This window comes from Ruegeria meonggei (genome assembly GCF_900172215.1).
GTDB classification, from domain to species: domain Bacteria; phylum Pseudomonadota; class Alphaproteobacteria; order Rhodobacterales; family Rhodobacteraceae; genus Ruegeria; species Ruegeria meonggei.
The window spans coordinates 123,839-139,273 of sequence record NZ_FWFP01000007.1; the positions used below are offsets into that span (position 1 = coordinate 123,839).

Below are 15,435 nucleotides of genomic sequence, written 5' to 3' on the forward strand. Positions count from 1 at the left end.
GGGATCACCCTCGGTGAACCAAATCTGATTGCCATTCGATGGGAGGACGCCGAATGCCCAAGGATAATGCCAGCACCCGCACCTACTACGAGACTTTCCACGACGCTGTCGAGCGTAACCGCCCGCGTATCGCAGAAGTACGGCAACGTCTGGAGGAGGATGGCGTCAAATACGTGATGGCCGCCTGGATTGACCTGCACGGTATTCCAAAAACCAAACCCGTACCAATGAGTGATTTTGAACCGCTATGCCTTGGAAAAGGGCCACAATTCGCGGTGCATTCGATTTCGTACGTGCCCGAGCTAAGCCCCGCCGACAGCGATCAAGTAGTGGTTCCGGATCTCGATGCCGTCTACGTCTGTCCATGGGACACATCGATGGCGATCATCTTCTCGGATCTCTACTGGGAAGACGCTCCTTACAACGTTTGTCCGCGTCAGGCCCTGAAACGCGCCATGCACGAGGCTGCGCTGGAAGGGTACACTGGTTACGCCGGGGTAGAACCCGAGTTTATCGTGATGAAGTATGACGACGCCGGGCAGCCGGTAAAGGCATTTGACGATGACCCTGCAGATGGGCTTCGTCCGCGTCGTCAGGCATTTGGTTATGATGTTGAGTATTCCATCGACTCGATGCCATTCCTAAAAACCCTGATCGACATCATCGAAGGTCTGGGCTGGAACCTGCATGACGTGGTGGCCGAAGGCGCATATTCGCAGTTCGAGCTCGATTTCCACTATACCAATATGTTGGAGATGTCTGACCGGCTGGCATTCCTGCGCATTACTCTGAAAGAGGTGGCGAAACAGCATGGGATGTTCGTGACCTTCATGCCAAAACCCACGGTTGGCGACTGGCGCTCCGGTGCACATATCAACATGTCGATGCAGCATGACAGCTGTCCAGGCGAGAATATCTTTGAAACGCCCGATGGCGAATGGAGCGACGAAAGCCGTTGGGCCGTTGGCGGATTGATGCAGCATGCCGAAGCAATCACGGCGATCACCTGTCCGACAGTGAATTCCTACAACGGTCTGGTGCCTCGCGTTGGTGGGTTTGAGGGTGGCACGGTGACCTGGGCACCGACCAACATCACCTACGGCTTCAACAACCGATCCGCGCAGTTTCGCCTTCCGCAAAGCCGTCACTGCATCGAAAATCGCGCCTGTGACATGACTATGAATGTCTATCTCGCGATGGCAATGCACCTGAGCTGCGGGATAAACGGCATCAAAAACAAGATCGATCCGGGCAAGCCAACCGAATTTGATTTGTACTCAAAGACTGAAACCGAACTTGCCGAGCTTGGTATACGCAGGCTTCCGCGAACTTTGTTCAACGCTATTGAGGCTCTGCGTCATGACGAGATGGCCGAACATGTGATGGGGCGCGTGATGCGCAACTCCTATCTCGAGTACAAGAACGACGAATGGGAGCGCTATCACCAATCGGTCACTGACTGGGAAGTGCAAGAGTATCTGAGGCTGTACTGAAAGATGGCCGTGGATGAGTTTAGGACATTCGACCTTGGAGACTTCCCGCTTCTATCGGGTCAGGTTTTGCACGACGCCAAACTTGCCTATCAAACTTACGGCACGTTGTCGGCCACCCGTGACAATGTCATCGTCCTACCGACCTTCTACACGGGGACAAATACTCGGAACGAAGGGTTCTTCGGCCCCGGTCGCGCTATTGACCCAAGCCGCCACTTCATCGTCAGTCCAAATTTGTTCGGCAATGGCCGTTCGTCTTCGCCCTCGAATACGCCCTCCCCTCAAGACGGCCCGCGATTTCCGTTGGTGCAGATGTGGGATAATATCGCGGCGCAGCATCGGTTGATCCAAGATCACCTCGGCATCGAAAAGATCGCACTGGTCGCCGGCTGGTCTATGGCGGGCTGTCAATCCTATCAATGGGCGGCGCAATACCCGGATATGGTACAAGCGATCTTGCCTTTCTGCGCCTCGGCCAAAACCTCAACGCATAATTTTGTCTTCCTCGAAGGGGTCAAGGCCGCCCTTTGCGCGGACCAGAATTGGAACGGCGGCAATTATGACAGCCCGCCCGAGGCAGGGCTCAAGGCCTTTGGTCGGGTCTACGCAGGCTGGGCTTTCTCTCAGACCTTTTACCGCGAGAGGCTTTATGAGCAGCTCGGATTCCGATCCATTGAAGAGCTGATGCAAGATTGGGAACAAGACCATCTGCAGGGTTGGGATGCCAACAATCTACTGGTCAAGCTTGCCACCTGGCAGACTAGCGACATCTCTGCCGGGCCGCTTTACAAAGGGGATTTCAAACTTGCCCTTAGTGCCATCAAGGCTCGCGCCACACTGATGCCGTGCACGCAGGATCTATATTTCCCACCCGAAGATAACGAAATCGAAGCCCGCCACATGCCTAACGCCATCTTCCGTCCTTACGACTCGCCATGGGGTCATTGCGCTGCCAATCCTGGCAATGACAAGGGCTTTACGGAACAGTTGGACGTCAATATCCGCGAGCTCCTAGAAGAATAAGACCAGTAAATAGCTGGGAGGTTGACCCCTCGGTCATCGTTAGGATAAAGGAGGCATTCTTAGTGATCTCAGTCATCGGCAAGGATTTGTCGCAGCTATTAACCGTCTTTGCAGCCTCGTTCCTGACTGTTGTCTTCACCAACAGTGCCAGGTCCGAAACGGTTGTGCCGCAAGTTATGCTGACCGATGACGTCGTTGAACGGGTTGAAACCCTACGGACGACTGATGCGGCTATCGCTTCGGACTACAAAGCGTTGCTTGCAGCCGCTGAGGCTTATTTGGATAGGCCCACGATTGTGGAGGCGCTCAGAACAAATGAAACCGATTTGCAAAACGGGCTTGTTGGGTTTGATCAGAAGCCGGTTGAACGCCTGACAACGCTTGGCATGGCGTGGCGACTAACCCGTGACAAGCGATATGCAGATCGAACCAAAATGGAACTCCTGCAACTTGCAGACCTGGAAACTTGGCATCCGGAGCATTTTCTGGGCTTAAGCAGAGTGACGTTGGCGGTTGCGCTCGGCTACAGTTGGATCGGTGAAACACTTGATGAAAACGAACACTCCGCAATCAGATCGGCCCTTATCGACAAAGCGCTGAACGAGGCCAACAGGATCTATGAGCTGGATAAGGCCTATTTCGACAAGGGATGGGTTGTACCGCAGCGGTGGGTGCATCCGACGCCGGTTCCAACTACGTTGCCGGATGGTACTGCAACTGCAGATATCACCTGGCCAGTCGCATCGTTTAATTGGAATATCATCTGCAATACCGGAATGATCGTCGCTGCCCTTGCGGTCTCTGAAGCTGAGCCAGAGCTTGCGACACAGATTATCGAAAGTGCTCAGACCTCTCTCCGAAATGGATTTGCCATGTTCGCTCCGGATGGGGCGTGGCCAGAAGGACCCATGTATGGCGCATTGTCTGCGCGGGATGCGGCCATAGCGATTACGTCTTTGGAAACTGTCCTTGGGCACGATTTTGATTTGTCTAAAACAGACGGAATGGCGAATTTTGGTGACTATCTTACACATGCGACGGGGCCGACCGGCATGTTGTTCAACTACGGCGACAGCGACACAAACACGGATCTGGTTGCTTTGACATGGCTTGCATCGCATTTTAACCGGCCTGACTACAACCTTCGTGTCGCCGGCTCCAAACCTTCTTCACACATTGCGCTGGATTTGATCTGGCGGCAGAATTCCAAGGCTAAGCCGGTCGACGGACGGCAACATTCATTCTGGTTTGGTGGGCTAGGACTTGTGACGATGAGGACGGCTTGGGATGACCGGCAGGCAACCTATGTCGGCTTCAAGGCGGGGCCACTGCGCAGTCACCACAATAACCTCGATGCGGGAACATTTGTTCTTGAAGCCGATGGCGTGCGATGGGCGGTTGATCTTGGGATCGGAAACTATCACTTACCGGGTTACTTCACCGACAAGCGGTTTGACTATTATCGCACCGCCACCATCGGTCAAAACACACTGACCTTTAGCTCTACTAATCAGCAGACAATCGGTCGCGCCCAGATCGAAGAGTTTGGGCAGTTTCCCGATTTCACCTTTGCAATCGCAGACCTTTCAGAACCGTATGCCCAGCCCGTGGGTGCAGTTAGACGCGGCATTGCCTTGATCGAAGAAAAAACAGTCTTGGTTCAGGACGAAATTAAAGGAGGCCATAGTGAACCTGTATCCTGGACCATGCATACCGATGCGCAGATACATGTTGATGGGCAGACTGCTATCCTGCGTAAGGATGGCAAAGAGCTATTGGCGCGCATTCTTTCTCCACCAGAGGGCCGTTTTACTTTGCGTTCAGCGGATCCTTGCAAAACACAGTACAACTCGGACTGTGCCGATCAGAACCCCAATACCGGTGTCAGCAGATTGATGATCGATTTAGGCGTTCAAAACGCCGACACCCTTCAAACGATCGCCGTTACGTTTGAAAGCATCAAGAGCGCAACTGACAAGACAATTATCCCGCTTAGCGAGTGGCGGTTGCAGGCGACTCTGTCGCAATCCGACCCGAGCGAATAGCGCTGTTTTCAGGTGCCGGGCATCGTCTGATCATTCGGTTCGGCTGGAGTGGCTACACACCCAGTTTCCAAGCGTCACGTGTGTTTGGCACGAGGTCTCAGGCGGACCAGATACTCTCTAAGCGCCTGAAACGCGGCGTACAAAACCGGGATCATCAATAGTCCCAGCGTACTGTCGAGTATCATGCCGAACAGGACGGGATAGCCAATCGAAACCCGTGCCGCAGCACCTGCCCCGCTGGACAACACCAGTGGAAGAACCCCGACAATAAAACACAAGCCGGTCATTGTGACAGGCCGGAACCGGATTTCTGCTGCTATTAGGGCCGCATCACGAATGCTTGCGCCGGATAGGCGCTGCTGGTTTGCGAACTCAACAACCATGATGGCTTTCTTAGCGGCCAAACCAATCAGCAACACCATTCCCACTTGGGCAAAGATATTGCTGGTCAAAAACGGAAACAGTGCCAGAGGTATCAGCGCGCCCAACAACGCAAAGACTGTCGATGTAATGATCGATAAAGGCAGAACCCAGCTTTCGTACAAAACCACCAAAAACAGGTAAGCCAGCACAAGGGCAGAGAGCATAATGTAGGGTACCAAATTCTGAGACTTCACTTCCTGTTGCGTGACACCCGACCATTCGATCCGGAACCCGTCGGGAAGTGTTTTGTCAGCTATTTTCTGCATCGCTGCAATTCCTGCACCCGAGCTGATATCCTCTGCAAGTTGCGCACTGACCGACGCTGCTGTGAAAAGGTTGTAGCGGGGGATCGCATCTGGCGCGAGGACCGGTTCGCTGCTTACGAAATTTCGAAGCTGCAGTGAGTCGCCCGCGCTGTTTTTGACATAGATATTGCCCACGTCATCCAGCGTTTGGCGATATTGGGCATCAGCCGAGATAACTACCCAATACACCCGCTCGGACAGAATGAAGTTATCGACAAAATACGTGCTGAGATTAGCCTGCAAAGCTGTGAAAATATCTGAAACGTTAACGCCCAGCGCTTCGGCCCGATCCCGATCCAGCAAGAGCCGGTATTGCGGCGTCTGCCCTGAAAAACTGCCATGTGCGCGGACAAATTCTGGTGCGGCATTCAACGCTGTCACAAAGGCGTTCATCACCGATTCCAACTTTTCCCCATCGCCTTTTTCAAGATCCAGAAGCTCGACCGAAATACCGCCTGTTGAGCCCAGCCCGTGAATGGTGGGAAATGGAAAAACATAGCTTTCGGCCTCGGGCAACGTGGCGAGTTGTTTGTCCAAATCCTGCATGATGGCGTTCCAGTGAAGGTTCGGGTTTTTTCGCTGATCCCAGGGTTTGAGCGTCACAATCGCCATGCCCGCGTTTGATCGACCGCCGGCAAGCATACTTGCGCCGGACACTGTGGTCACTGTGTCCACCCCCGGAGCCCGTTCGATAACCGCACCAGCCTTTGCCATGAAAGCCTGAGTGCGCTGAAGCGATGCACCGTCGGGCAACTCCATCGCCGCAAGCAAGACGCCATTGTCTTCCTGCGGGATCAGACCGGTTGGGACGGTTTTGAAGAGATAGATCGTTCCGCCAACGGCTGCGGCAAAAACAAACAACGAGATCGCGAGGTATCGCAGCATGAGCGCTACGAGACGCACATATTGCGTTCTGATCCATGAAATCACTGAGGGAACAAAACGTAGCAAACCAATCGGCTTGGCCCCAGATTTCAAGACCATGGCACACAGCACCGGAGCAAGGGTCAGCGCATTCACAGCGGACAGAACAAACGCGAAGATAATTGTCGCTGCAAACTGGTAATAAATCGTCCCCGTCACGCCGGGAAAGAAGCAAACCGGAACGAACACGGCGGCAAGAACAAAGGTGGTTGCTATGATAGGCCGGTTAACCTGCGACATCGCCTTTAAGGTGGCCTCGCGTGGGTCTAGGCCATCTTCGTTCAGGATGCGTTCGGCGTTTTCAATGATTATGATCGCGTCGTCCACCACCAGCGTGATGGCGAGCACCAATGCAAACAGCGTGATCATATTTGCGCTGAACCCGATGACATAGATCAGAGCAATGGCACCAAACAGTGACACCGGGATCGCGATGGCAGGGACGATGGTTGCCCGGAAACTTGCCAAAAAGAAGAACGTCACGGCGATTACCAAACCCGCTGTGAGCGCAAGGGTTTTGAGAATGTCTTCTATCGACACGCGAACAGCATCCGTCACGTCGTAGGTAATCTCGTACGAGACACCGTCAGGGAATTTCTTGGAAAGCTCCTCCATCAGGACGTGAATGCTGTCCGATATCTCCAACGCATTGGCCGTGCTTTCCTGATGCACAGCAATTGTTGCTGTGTCCTGACCATTCAGTTGCGACGACCCGGCATAAGTGGCAGAGCCCAGTTCGATCCGGGCGACATCTTCCAGTCTCGTGACTGATCCGTCTTCGCCCGTCGACACGATGATCCGTCCAAATTCCTCTGCTTCCCGCAACAGACCTTCTGCGCGCAACTTGAACTGAAAGTCCGTTCGTGCCTCTCCGAATGGTGGGGCTCCGACTTGCCCAGCAGCTGCAACGACATTCTGCTTTTCAATGGCGTCTGCCATCTCTGCCGCGGTGATATTCAGCGCAGCCATGCGAACCGGATTGATCCAGACCCGCATGCTGTATTCCAACTGACCAAATTGCGAAACGCCACCGACGCCTGGAAGGCGTTGCAGGGGATCATGCAGGAACTCGGCCGCATAGTTGCTCAGATAAAGCTCATCCCGGGATTCGTCCGGGGAAGTCAGGTTGATCACCAGGATCATGTTTCCGGATTGTTTTGTGACCTCGATGCCCTGCTGTTGAACATCTGATGGTAATTCCGCGCTGGCCAGCGCGATTCGGTTTTGCACCTCCACCGCAGCGACGTTGGGATCTGTTCCCAGTTCAAACGAAATGTTTAGATCATAGCTGCCATCATTCGAACTTTTGGACTGCATGTACAACATGCCCTCGATCCCGTTCACACGCTCTTCGATCGGCGTTGCAACAGATTCCTGAATAACCTGCGCGTCGGCACCAGGGTAATTGGCCTGAACATAAATCTGCGGAGGAGCGATGTCGGGGTATTCCGAAATGGGTATAAGTCGAACACAGACCGCGCCAAAAAGTACCATCAAGATCGCTACAACAGCGGCAAAATGCGGCCTGTTGATGAAGTAGTGAGAGATCAATCCCTTACCTAACTCTGGCTGTCGACTGGTTTTACGACCAAGCCATTGTGAATTTTTTGCAAACCTTGCACAACGACCCGGTCACCTTCCTTCAGCCCTGACTTAACCTGAGTTCTGGTCGCGGACTGGGTGCCGATTTCGATGTTCATACGATGAACGGTATTCTTGCCATCAACGGAAAACACAAAGTAACCCTGCTTGTCGAATTGTACGGCATTGCGCGGCACGGTCAGTACCTTTGGGTCTTCCGGGTCACTCAGGGAAACAGTGACAAACTGTCCAGGGATCAGAACCCCGTCCGAATTTGCAAATGTAGCTCTCAATTCGACGGTGCCCGTGTCCTGACCGACACTATCGCCGACGTAGGTGACTTTGCCATCTGAGGGGAAAACGCCACCATCAGCCAACGTGATCTGCGTCGACAGATTTATGTCATTCTGAGTAATGGAGCCGTTTCGGCGTTCGCGCAACAATACAGGTTCGCTGACAAAGAAACTCACCAATATTGGATCGATACTTGAAACTGTCGCAAGAACTCCACTGTCGGAATCAACAATATTGCCCGCGTCGACCGCAGACAATCCGATCCGTCCGTCCAAGGGGCTGACAATTTCGGTATAGTCGAGATCTATTTGTGCGATCTTGAGATCTGCAATCGCTTCATCCACAGCGGCCTGACCTTCGGCATACGTCGCTTTGGCGGTATCCAGAATAGCTTGCGGAATATCGCCTTTGTTAAACAATGTTTGTTGCCGGTCCAGGTCAGCTTTGTCACTCTGCGCCGAGGCCTGGGCGCTTTTTAGCGCGGCCTGTGCGCTATCGACGCTTGCTGCGTATTTTCTCTTTTCGATCCGGAACAGCACATCGCTCTTTTTAACGGTGCCGCCTTCCGTAAAATTGACCTCTTCGAGAATACCCTCGACACGGGCCTGCAAATCGACGCTCTGATCAGCAACGACGCGTCCTACGAATTCATCCTGTTTCTGCAGCTCTTGCATCGTTGCCGGAGCTACAACCACACTTGGCGGCGCAGGCTTTGACTGCGCACTGGCGAGACCCGCCAAACCAATGCCGATCAGGGTGCAAAATAACAGGTTCGTTGTCTTCATCCGGTGCTCGATCATCCGCAGTTTCATAGCCGCAAGATTACTATTCATGGCTCTTTGAAAGTGCGCAACGTAAATTTTGTTTGGCTGGGTGACCGAATTACCAGCGCTCATCCATAGGGATTATTATGGCAAACCACCATCCAGACCAGTCTAGGGCTCGCGCCAGGACCAGCTATCGATGAACATGACCACATTTTCCAGTGATGGAATCTCATCACCCTAGATCACATTGTAGCTGTATGAAACTTTTTCCCCATCCATGTCTGGGGACGAGATTTCGATGATCAACACATGGGATTTGCCGTCAACGTCATCCGACAACGCTGTGTTTGGCCGGTTTGCGTCAAAACTGTTTTGCCCGTGCTTCAGACTTCAAAGAAGTGATCGCGTGTAATGACGCCTGCGCTGCGGTAGGGCCGGTCAGAAAAGACCGACACTTCATCATCGACACCGTACAGAACCAGTTTTCCATCTGTGAGTTCTGCTTTGCTTACGGATCCAACAAATAGGTAGGTTTTCTTGCCCGAGCCTTCGGCATGCGCCATCTACGCGATCATCGCACCTGTTCCGACAAGTGTTAGAAGTAATTTCTTCATGCGCATTCTCCGTAATTCGAAGGGTCAGTCCTGTCTTCGTCTACTTTTGAAGCATCTCAGCAGGATGTTCGGGTGCTGGACAAAAATACCTGCGAAACACGTATTACGCTGTGAGACCCCATTCAATCTTTGGGTTAAATTAAGAATAACTAATTCTTTCTTGGCGTGTAAACCTACCATACGAAACAGGGGCGGGTGGCCGATCTGACGCCGCGCGAATACGCTCTCCGATCAAATGGAGGCCAACCTGAACACGGGCTTCCCCAAAGGTGCAGCCTCCAATGAGAGCAGGTCAGCCTTCCTCTCTGAAATCGCGCGCACGGCAATAGTCATCTACTGGTTTAGAGTCCTGAACCTAGTCGCTAACAGGTTCAAAGTCCGACTGGCTCCCTCCCATTCCTAATAGTTGGGTTGCGGCACCAATTGAATTCACCAGTTTTACGTCCAAAAAGCTTGTGTCGATCACGACATATGGGTTTTTGATGTCACCTTGGTCTTCTCCTTCGATAATGCTGTACTGATAGCTGATCGATCCTTCGCTCAGTACAGGCTCACTTAATTCGACGATCAATGAGACTGGTTTGCCGTCATCCAACTGACCAACCAATGCGGCATTGGGCGGATCAGAAGCAAAGCTGTCCTCTCCCTCGCTCCAGTGCTTTACAAGTTCAGCGACGGGGATCATGCCCGAAGCACGATGCGGTCGATCCGAAAATACGATAATGTGCCGATCTGAGCCCGTCAGTGTTAGAGTCTCATCCGCGAGTGTCGCTTTATCTGCATGCTGAACAAACAAAAAGCTTTCAGGCCCGTTCTTATCCTCAGATGTTTGCGCCGCGACCGTAGTCGCGATCACGCTCGCTATTATGGCGGTTCCAAAAAGTCTGACTGACGTTTTCATTTCTTACTCCCTAAGTGGCGTGCTGCATTCGAATAGAGGCGAACAGACGTGTAAATGAAGAACATGGTTCCAATAACATGTTCGTTCCCATTAAGTGTGCGTGGACAGCCGCGTGTTTCAAGAAACATGAGGCAGCCTTAACCAAACAACCATGAATTGAAATCAAAATCCTGCAAAAACTCGCGTCAAGATCTCAAGTCGAACTGCCGCCATCGGCCAAACTGGAGCGTGCGACGATATCGACAAGCGGCGCGTTTTGTTCGAATTCCTGAAGCCTTGCCGGGGATGCGGTAATCCAGTTGGTGTAGTCCTTCAAAACGCGCAACTGGGAGTCAATTCGCGCCTTTTCGCCCAGACGATCAAAATTGTCTTTCCAGTAGCGCAGCGTCGGCAGAGATTGTGGCCTTCTGTCTCGTATGGACTGTACTTCGTACCCGCAGTGCCGCAATAGCGCGCACAATTCAAGCGGTGTGGACACCGCCGAGGACAGACCAAACGTTGGTCTGTAAATAGCGTTTCCATCACCCCATGCATTTGATGAAACAATGATCTGGCGACATCTAGATTGCAGGCGTTTAAGCAGTTGCGCTTTCTCTACTATGTGTTCAAACGACTCAAGAAACAAAACGGTGTCAAAAGTTGACTCTGGTTCGAACTCTTCCAGGTTCATATGGTGAGCGTTCAGACCGAGATTCCGGCAATATTCTGCCTGCGTGGACGAAATAGTTATCCCGGTGACATTGCACCCATGTTCTCTGGCGAGCAGGCCAGCGGGGGCGCCCCAGCCGCAACCTGCATCCAGCAAGTTGCTGCCGAAGGGAATCGCACTGTAGAAATTCCTGACAGTCTGGCGCAGTGCCTCTGCCGGATTTACAGTATCGCTGAAATCGCCAAAATGATAGTGCAGGTCATCACCAATAACCTGTTTCCAAAGGGAAATATCGTTCTTTGAATAGAACGCATTTAGGTCTGTCAGCGTATTTCCATCATACTCCACGAGGTCACAGAATATCTTGCAGCAGGTCAGGTCAAGCGAATTGAGCTTAAGGCGAACTTGCCTGTGGCGTTATCAATCATTCCGCGCAATAGTCACATCAATACCCGCCAGGACATTCATCAGGAGGCCAGAGATGCAAAGTGTATTGAACCCAATTGGTAAGGGATGGCTGAAGGCACGGGCGATGGCGTTGTTTGCCTGCCTGGCGTGCTTGTCAGTTTCAGTATCCGATGCATATGCAGAAGCACCAGATCTTAAGGGGGAATGGATTGGCACCGAGGTTGAGGTGGTCGTCAACTGGGAGAACAATTTTAGCCACAGCGAGGCCTATACGGACCAGAAACTCATGGTGAATGATCAGAATGGTGAAACCTTTGCCGGTTCACTGGAGGCCGTTTTCACCAATCCAGAATCCAATGAACAACAGAATGTATCCCTTCCTTTCGTTGCCGTGATGACGGACGATGACAGTTTTATGATGACAACTTCTGGTCAGTTTTCTGCCGTTGGCTCGATCGTAGATGAAAATGAGATTGATCTTAGGTTTGTGACAACCGGCGTTTATCATTCTGCAGGAAAATACACACTCAAGCGCAAGTGATTTGCTCTGTCAGAACTTTGCGGCGGATGTTCGAAACCGTCGCCAGAACTGATGTCCTAAGTTTTGATTATTGAGCGCTTCAGAACAGGTGTGAATCTTGCCAATGACCGTGTAACGGGTCCTGGCGGCGAGGTTCGTCTGCCTCGGGGGTTTCCCAACCTTGAGAAAATGTGCCGAGCACTGGCAACGGTCGGGTTGGCCGAAAACGAAAACGGGGAGACCGTTGACGACCCTGAGCAGATTGCAGTCTGTTTGCATCTGAAAGAACGATTCAGGTCCCGACGCTGGATTCAGTGGGTTCTGCTCGATGGAGACTCGTGTGACTTAGCCACATTCGAACCATTGAATAGTGAATTCCGCCCTGGCGATCCACATGATGTCACCGGCCAAAGACTATCCCGCTTTAGTTATGTCAAACGCGACGGCGCCGATTTTGTATTGCTTAGCCCCGAAACTGCCTGTCGCATGACCCTGCGATCAGATGAGGTTTTGAGGCACATTTGGCATTTATCATCTCCATTGGATGGCGCGCAGGCAAACGAGCCATTGTTCGTAGCTTTGGGTCAGTTCGGTTTTCTGGAACCCGGTTTGGCTGACGAACCCGTAGAAAGAGCAAGCTGGGCGTTCGCCGATGCGATATTGCATTCCAGCAGTCGCCGAGGACTTGATGAGCCCATCGTCGGCGAAAACACCGACCTTCAAGAACAATATCCGGCCCCGCAAGCGCGCTTGGTGCCGACCGGAACAACGTACGCGCTTACTCCTGCTCGCGGTAAAATCCAGTTGGCTATTGATGGCAGGCGATCGTGTCGTGTTTGGCAAGCGAGCCCAATCCCCCTACCCTTACTATCTTCATTCTTGCAACGTCTGGGCGCAGTCCACGAGAGCTTCGTCGCCGGTGGTTTGGAGCGGTTGTACAAACCGATCCCCGCCGCTGGCAGTATTCATGAATTGGAGTGGTATATCGCCGTTGGCAACGTGTCAGGTCTGGAACAGGGTCTATATCGATATTGCGGATTTGAACACACGTTGCACGCCGTTCCCGACTCTGCCGATACGGCTGCTGAGATGCTCCAAAATGCGGGTTCGTCAATGGGGGCTACCGCTGAGGTTCCACCGGCATTGATAGTGCTTGCGACGCGGATGCCCAGAATCGCCTGGAAATATAGGGGTATGGCATACCGCCTAACATTGTTGAACGCGGGCATCGCACTAGACGCAATGTACAACACCGCAACAGAGCTAGACCTCGGTGGATGCGCCATCGGAACAGGAGATCCACGCCCCTTTCAGCGGGTGACAGGCCTGTCGTGGTTCGAGGAATCGCCGGTTGTCGAATTCGCGTTGGGACTACCAAAATGAAATGGTGGCGCAATACAAGGGATGCTCTGATACGACGAACGCCAATTGTTCCTCAACTGTCCGCGCTGGATTGTGGAACAGCGGCGCTGGCCACGGTCCTGAAAAACTACGGCATTGAAGCTGCCTATTTCGATCTATTTGACGAGGCTGGGACATCCCGTGATGGAACCAGCATTTCAGGGTTACTCAATGCCGCAAAGGCACACGGGCTTGACGCAACAGCCCGCCGATGTTCCGCCTTGGAAGCGTTAACTGCCCCGTGCCCGTCAATTGTCTTCTGGGGAGGCGGTCATTTCGTAGTATTGGAAGGTACTATTGGGAACCGGATTGCCATCAATGACCCACAGTCAGGAAGGCGCTTGGTTTCCAAATCGGAATTCGGCAACTTATTTGCCGGGCGACTGATCGAATTTTCCCCTGACAAGGTAACACTATCCTCGCATAGGTCGCGCTCATGGCATTGGGGTCGCCTGTCTCGCCCAGTTGCCTTTGCCGCAGTGTTGTCGCTGATAGGACTCGCATTTGGGTTGATTGGCTGGATGCAACCAAAACCGGGCCTTATTGATCCTTCACTTGTTATGATGAGGAACGGGCTGATCGTGGCTTTTGCCGGGTTCATTGCCTTGGCTGTTTTGGGGATTATCCTCCCCAAAGAAGTCTCAGAATCGTCCGATGCAGCCGGAGACACTGCAGTTTTGCCTTTGAATTTACTGCAGTTGATGCCATCCGGCTTCTTTTTGCCAAAGCTGCGCGAAACCCGGCTCATTTCTTTCATTGGATGGCTTTCTTGCGGACTAATAATGCCCATTGCGATTGTCGGAATAGTTCATGAACACTCGGCCTGGATATCGGTCCTTGTGATCGTACTTTTGTTGGCATTACTAAAGATATTTGCACAACAAAAACACTTGGCTCGGACCGCCATTGCCAGCACTGGCTTACTAAGACTTCGAGCACAATTCTCTGAGATCTTTACCAATACAGACGAACTTCGGCTGCTGCTGCGCAACAAGGCATTCACATCGACGTTCTGCGATTGGCAAAAACGTAGATTTCGCGAAGTTCAACGACTTTCCAACTTACAGATGCTTAAATGCGTTTGTCTGGGCCTTGTGGGAGCACTAGCGATCGCAGTCTCAATGATATCTGATCAGGCCAATGTATATGTGGGATGGCTAGGTTTGAGTTCATTTAGCCTGCTAGCCGCAAGCGTATTGGTTTTCATTGGGCAGTCTTCTCAGATCGACCCAACACGACAACGCGCAATTGCTCAAACAATCGGTACTTATTCCTTCGGTTACGGGCATCAAGAACCCACGGAGGTAAAAAAGCCAAAGGACGCAGGGCTGCAAATGCGGGATGTGACCTTTGGATTTGATCCGAATGCCCCGCCGATCTTGTCCGGCCTTTCGCTGTCCCTTGCGCTGCGCGACATCGTTGCCGTAACGGGCCCCAAGGCCAGTGGCAAAACCAGTCTGGCCCGCCTGGCAGCAGATCAGTACCTTCCCAGCAAGGGTCACGTTACCTTCGAAACATCTTCAAAACAGCCAGCCCGCGTCAGTTATCTATCTGAAGATTCGGTTCTGTTGGGATCGATCGAAGATATTCCTGACGACTTGATCGAGGAATTTGGAATTTCCGAGTTTCTAGATCGGGATGGGTCACGACCTCCAGAGCTATACGACTTGATGGCAACCATCAGCCGAGGTGAGCGGCAGCGCCTTTCGATCGCCTACTGCCTGTCCCAAGAACCTGATCTTCTGGTTCTTGATAATGCGATGACCTGTATTGCTCCAGCAGATTTCGCGCAGATTATCCGAACCTTGCGAAAACGAGGTGTGACCTGCCTGATCCTGTCAAACCAGTGGCCTCTGCTGAGGCTTTGCGACCGTGTCGAGCTACTCAAAAGTGGGAGGCTTAAGTCGCTTGGCGCGCCGAAAGAATATGCATCGTATGACGCCCTTCTGACGGCAGCAATTGGTACCAAAACGTGAGATCCTTTCGTCACTTAACACTGATCTGTTCGTTGGGGATTGCCTGCTCATTGAGCATGACTTGTTTGGCTTTCTGTCTGGGTGGCTGGCTGGATCAAGGGACCTCGGACG

Annotated in this window: 11 protein-coding genes; 6 read left to right on the forward strand and 5 right to left on the reverse strand. The window is 52.5% G+C overall.

The window, feature by feature from the left end; genetic code table 11:
* Positions 1-53 precede the first annotated feature (53 nt).
* From RUM8411_RS13090 to RUM8411_RS13100, 3 genes are all read left to right on the forward strand, one after another.
* On the forward strand, positions 54-1,493 hold the full coding sequence (locus tag RUM8411_RS13090; protein ID WP_085823163.1) for a glutamine synthetase family protein: 1,440 nt from the start codon (positions 54-56) through the stop codon (positions 1,491-1,493).
* Positions 1,494-1,496: 3 nt separating this feature from the next.
* Positions 1,497-2,516 (forward strand): alpha/beta fold hydrolase, encoded by a 1,020-nt coding sequence (locus RUM8411_RS13095; RefSeq protein WP_085823164.1) that lies wholly within the window; start codon positions 1,497-1,499, stop codon positions 2,514-2,516.
* A gap of 176 nt (positions 2,517-2,692) precedes the next feature.
* Positions 2,693-4,561 (forward strand): heparinase II/III domain-containing protein, encoded by a 1,869-nt coding sequence (locus RUM8411_RS13100; RefSeq protein ID WP_143534898.1) that lies wholly within the window; start codon positions 2,693-2,695, stop codon positions 4,559-4,561.
* Between the two features lie 74 nt (positions 4,562-4,635).
* On the opposite strand, the gene RUM8411_RS13105 is transcribed toward RUM8411_RS13100, so the two are convergent.
* The 5 genes from RUM8411_RS13105 to RUM8411_RS13125 form a co-directional block, all read right to left on the reverse strand.
* Complete coding sequence (locus RUM8411_RS13105) at positions 4,636-7,764, reverse strand: efflux RND transporter permease subunit (RefSeq protein WP_085823166.1); 3,129 nt, start codon at positions 7,762-7,764, stop codon at positions 4,636-4,638.
* A gap of 8 nt (positions 7,765-7,772) precedes the next feature.
* On the reverse strand, positions 7,773-8,984 hold the full coding sequence (locus RUM8411_RS13110; RefSeq protein ID WP_085823167.1) for an efflux RND transporter periplasmic adaptor subunit: 1,212 nt from the start codon (positions 8,982-8,984) through the stop codon (positions 7,773-7,775).
* A gap of 254 nt (positions 8,985-9,238) precedes the next feature.
* Entirely contained in the window at positions 9,239-9,418 is a 180-nt protein-coding gene (locus tag RUM8411_RS13115) for a hypothetical protein (RefSeq protein WP_085823168.1), read from the reverse strand.
* A gap of 406 nt (positions 9,419-9,824) precedes the next feature.
* On the reverse strand, positions 9,825-10,370 hold the full coding sequence (locus RUM8411_RS13120) for a hypothetical protein (protein ID WP_085823169.1): 546 nt from the start codon (positions 10,368-10,370) through the stop codon (positions 9,825-9,827).
* A gap of 193 nt (positions 10,371-10,563) precedes the next feature.
* Positions 10,564-11,367 (reverse strand): cyclopropane-fatty-acyl-phospholipid synthase family protein, encoded by an 804-nt coding sequence (locus RUM8411_RS13125; protein ID WP_159453894.1) that lies wholly within the window; start codon positions 11,365-11,367, stop codon positions 10,564-10,566.
* Positions 11,368-11,500: 133 nt separating this feature from the next.
* Here RUM8411_RS13125 and RUM8411_RS13130 point away from each other — a divergent pair, with 133 nt between their 5' ends.
* The 3 genes from RUM8411_RS13130 to RUM8411_RS13140 all read left to right on the forward strand — a co-directional run bounded on the left by RUM8411_RS13130 (position 11,501) and on the right by RUM8411_RS13140 (position 15,324).
* Complete coding sequence (locus RUM8411_RS13130) at positions 11,501-11,968, forward strand: hypothetical protein (RefSeq protein WP_085823171.1); 468 nt, start codon at positions 11,501-11,503, stop codon at positions 11,966-11,968.
* A 63-nt stretch (positions 11,969-12,031) separates the two neighbouring features.
* A complete protein-coding gene (locus RUM8411_RS13135) occupies positions 12,032-13,330 on the forward strand; it encodes a SagB family peptide dehydrogenase (RefSeq protein WP_143534899.1) in 1,299 nt (432 codons plus the stop codon).
* Positions 13,327-15,324, forward strand: coding sequence for a cysteine peptidase family C39 domain-containing protein (locus RUM8411_RS13140; RefSeq protein WP_159453895.1), 1,998 nt, complete (start codon positions 13,327-13,329; stop codon positions 15,322-15,324). Before RUM8411_RS13135 ends, RUM8411_RS13140 begins: the two co-directional genes overlap by 4 nt.
* Positions 15,325-15,435: the final 111 nt, after the last annotated feature.

Coding starts and splice junctions, on each gene's coding strand:
- RUM8411_RS13095 (WP_085823164.1), top strand. CDS start 1,497: ATGGCCGTGGATGAGTTTAGGACATTCGACCTTGGAGACTTCCCGCTT.
- RUM8411_RS13130 (WP_085823171.1), top strand. CDS start 11,501: ATGCAAAGTGTATTGAACCCAATTGGTAAGGGATGGCTGAAGGCACGG.
- RUM8411_RS13120 (WP_085823169.1), bottom strand. CDS start 10,370: ATGAAAACGTCAGTCAGACTTTTTGGAACCGCCATAATAGCGAGCGTG.
- RUM8411_RS13140 (WP_159453895.1), top strand. CDS start 13,327: ATGAAATGGTGGCGCAATACAAGGGATGCTCTGATACGACGAACGCCA.
- RUM8411_RS13115 (WP_085823168.1), bottom strand. CDS start 9,418: ATGGCGCATGCCGAAGGCTCGGGCAAGAAAACCTACCTATTTGTTGGA.
- RUM8411_RS13090 (WP_085823163.1), top strand. CDS start 54: ATGCCCAAGGATAATGCCAGCACCCGCACCTACTACGAGACTTTCCAC.
- RUM8411_RS13100 (WP_143534898.1), top strand. CDS start 2,693: ATGCTGACCGATGACGTCGTTGAACGGGTTGAAACCCTACGGACGACT.
- RUM8411_RS13110 (WP_085823167.1), bottom strand. CDS start 8,984: ATGAGCGCTGGTAATTCGGTCACCCAGCCAAACAAAATTTACGTTGCG.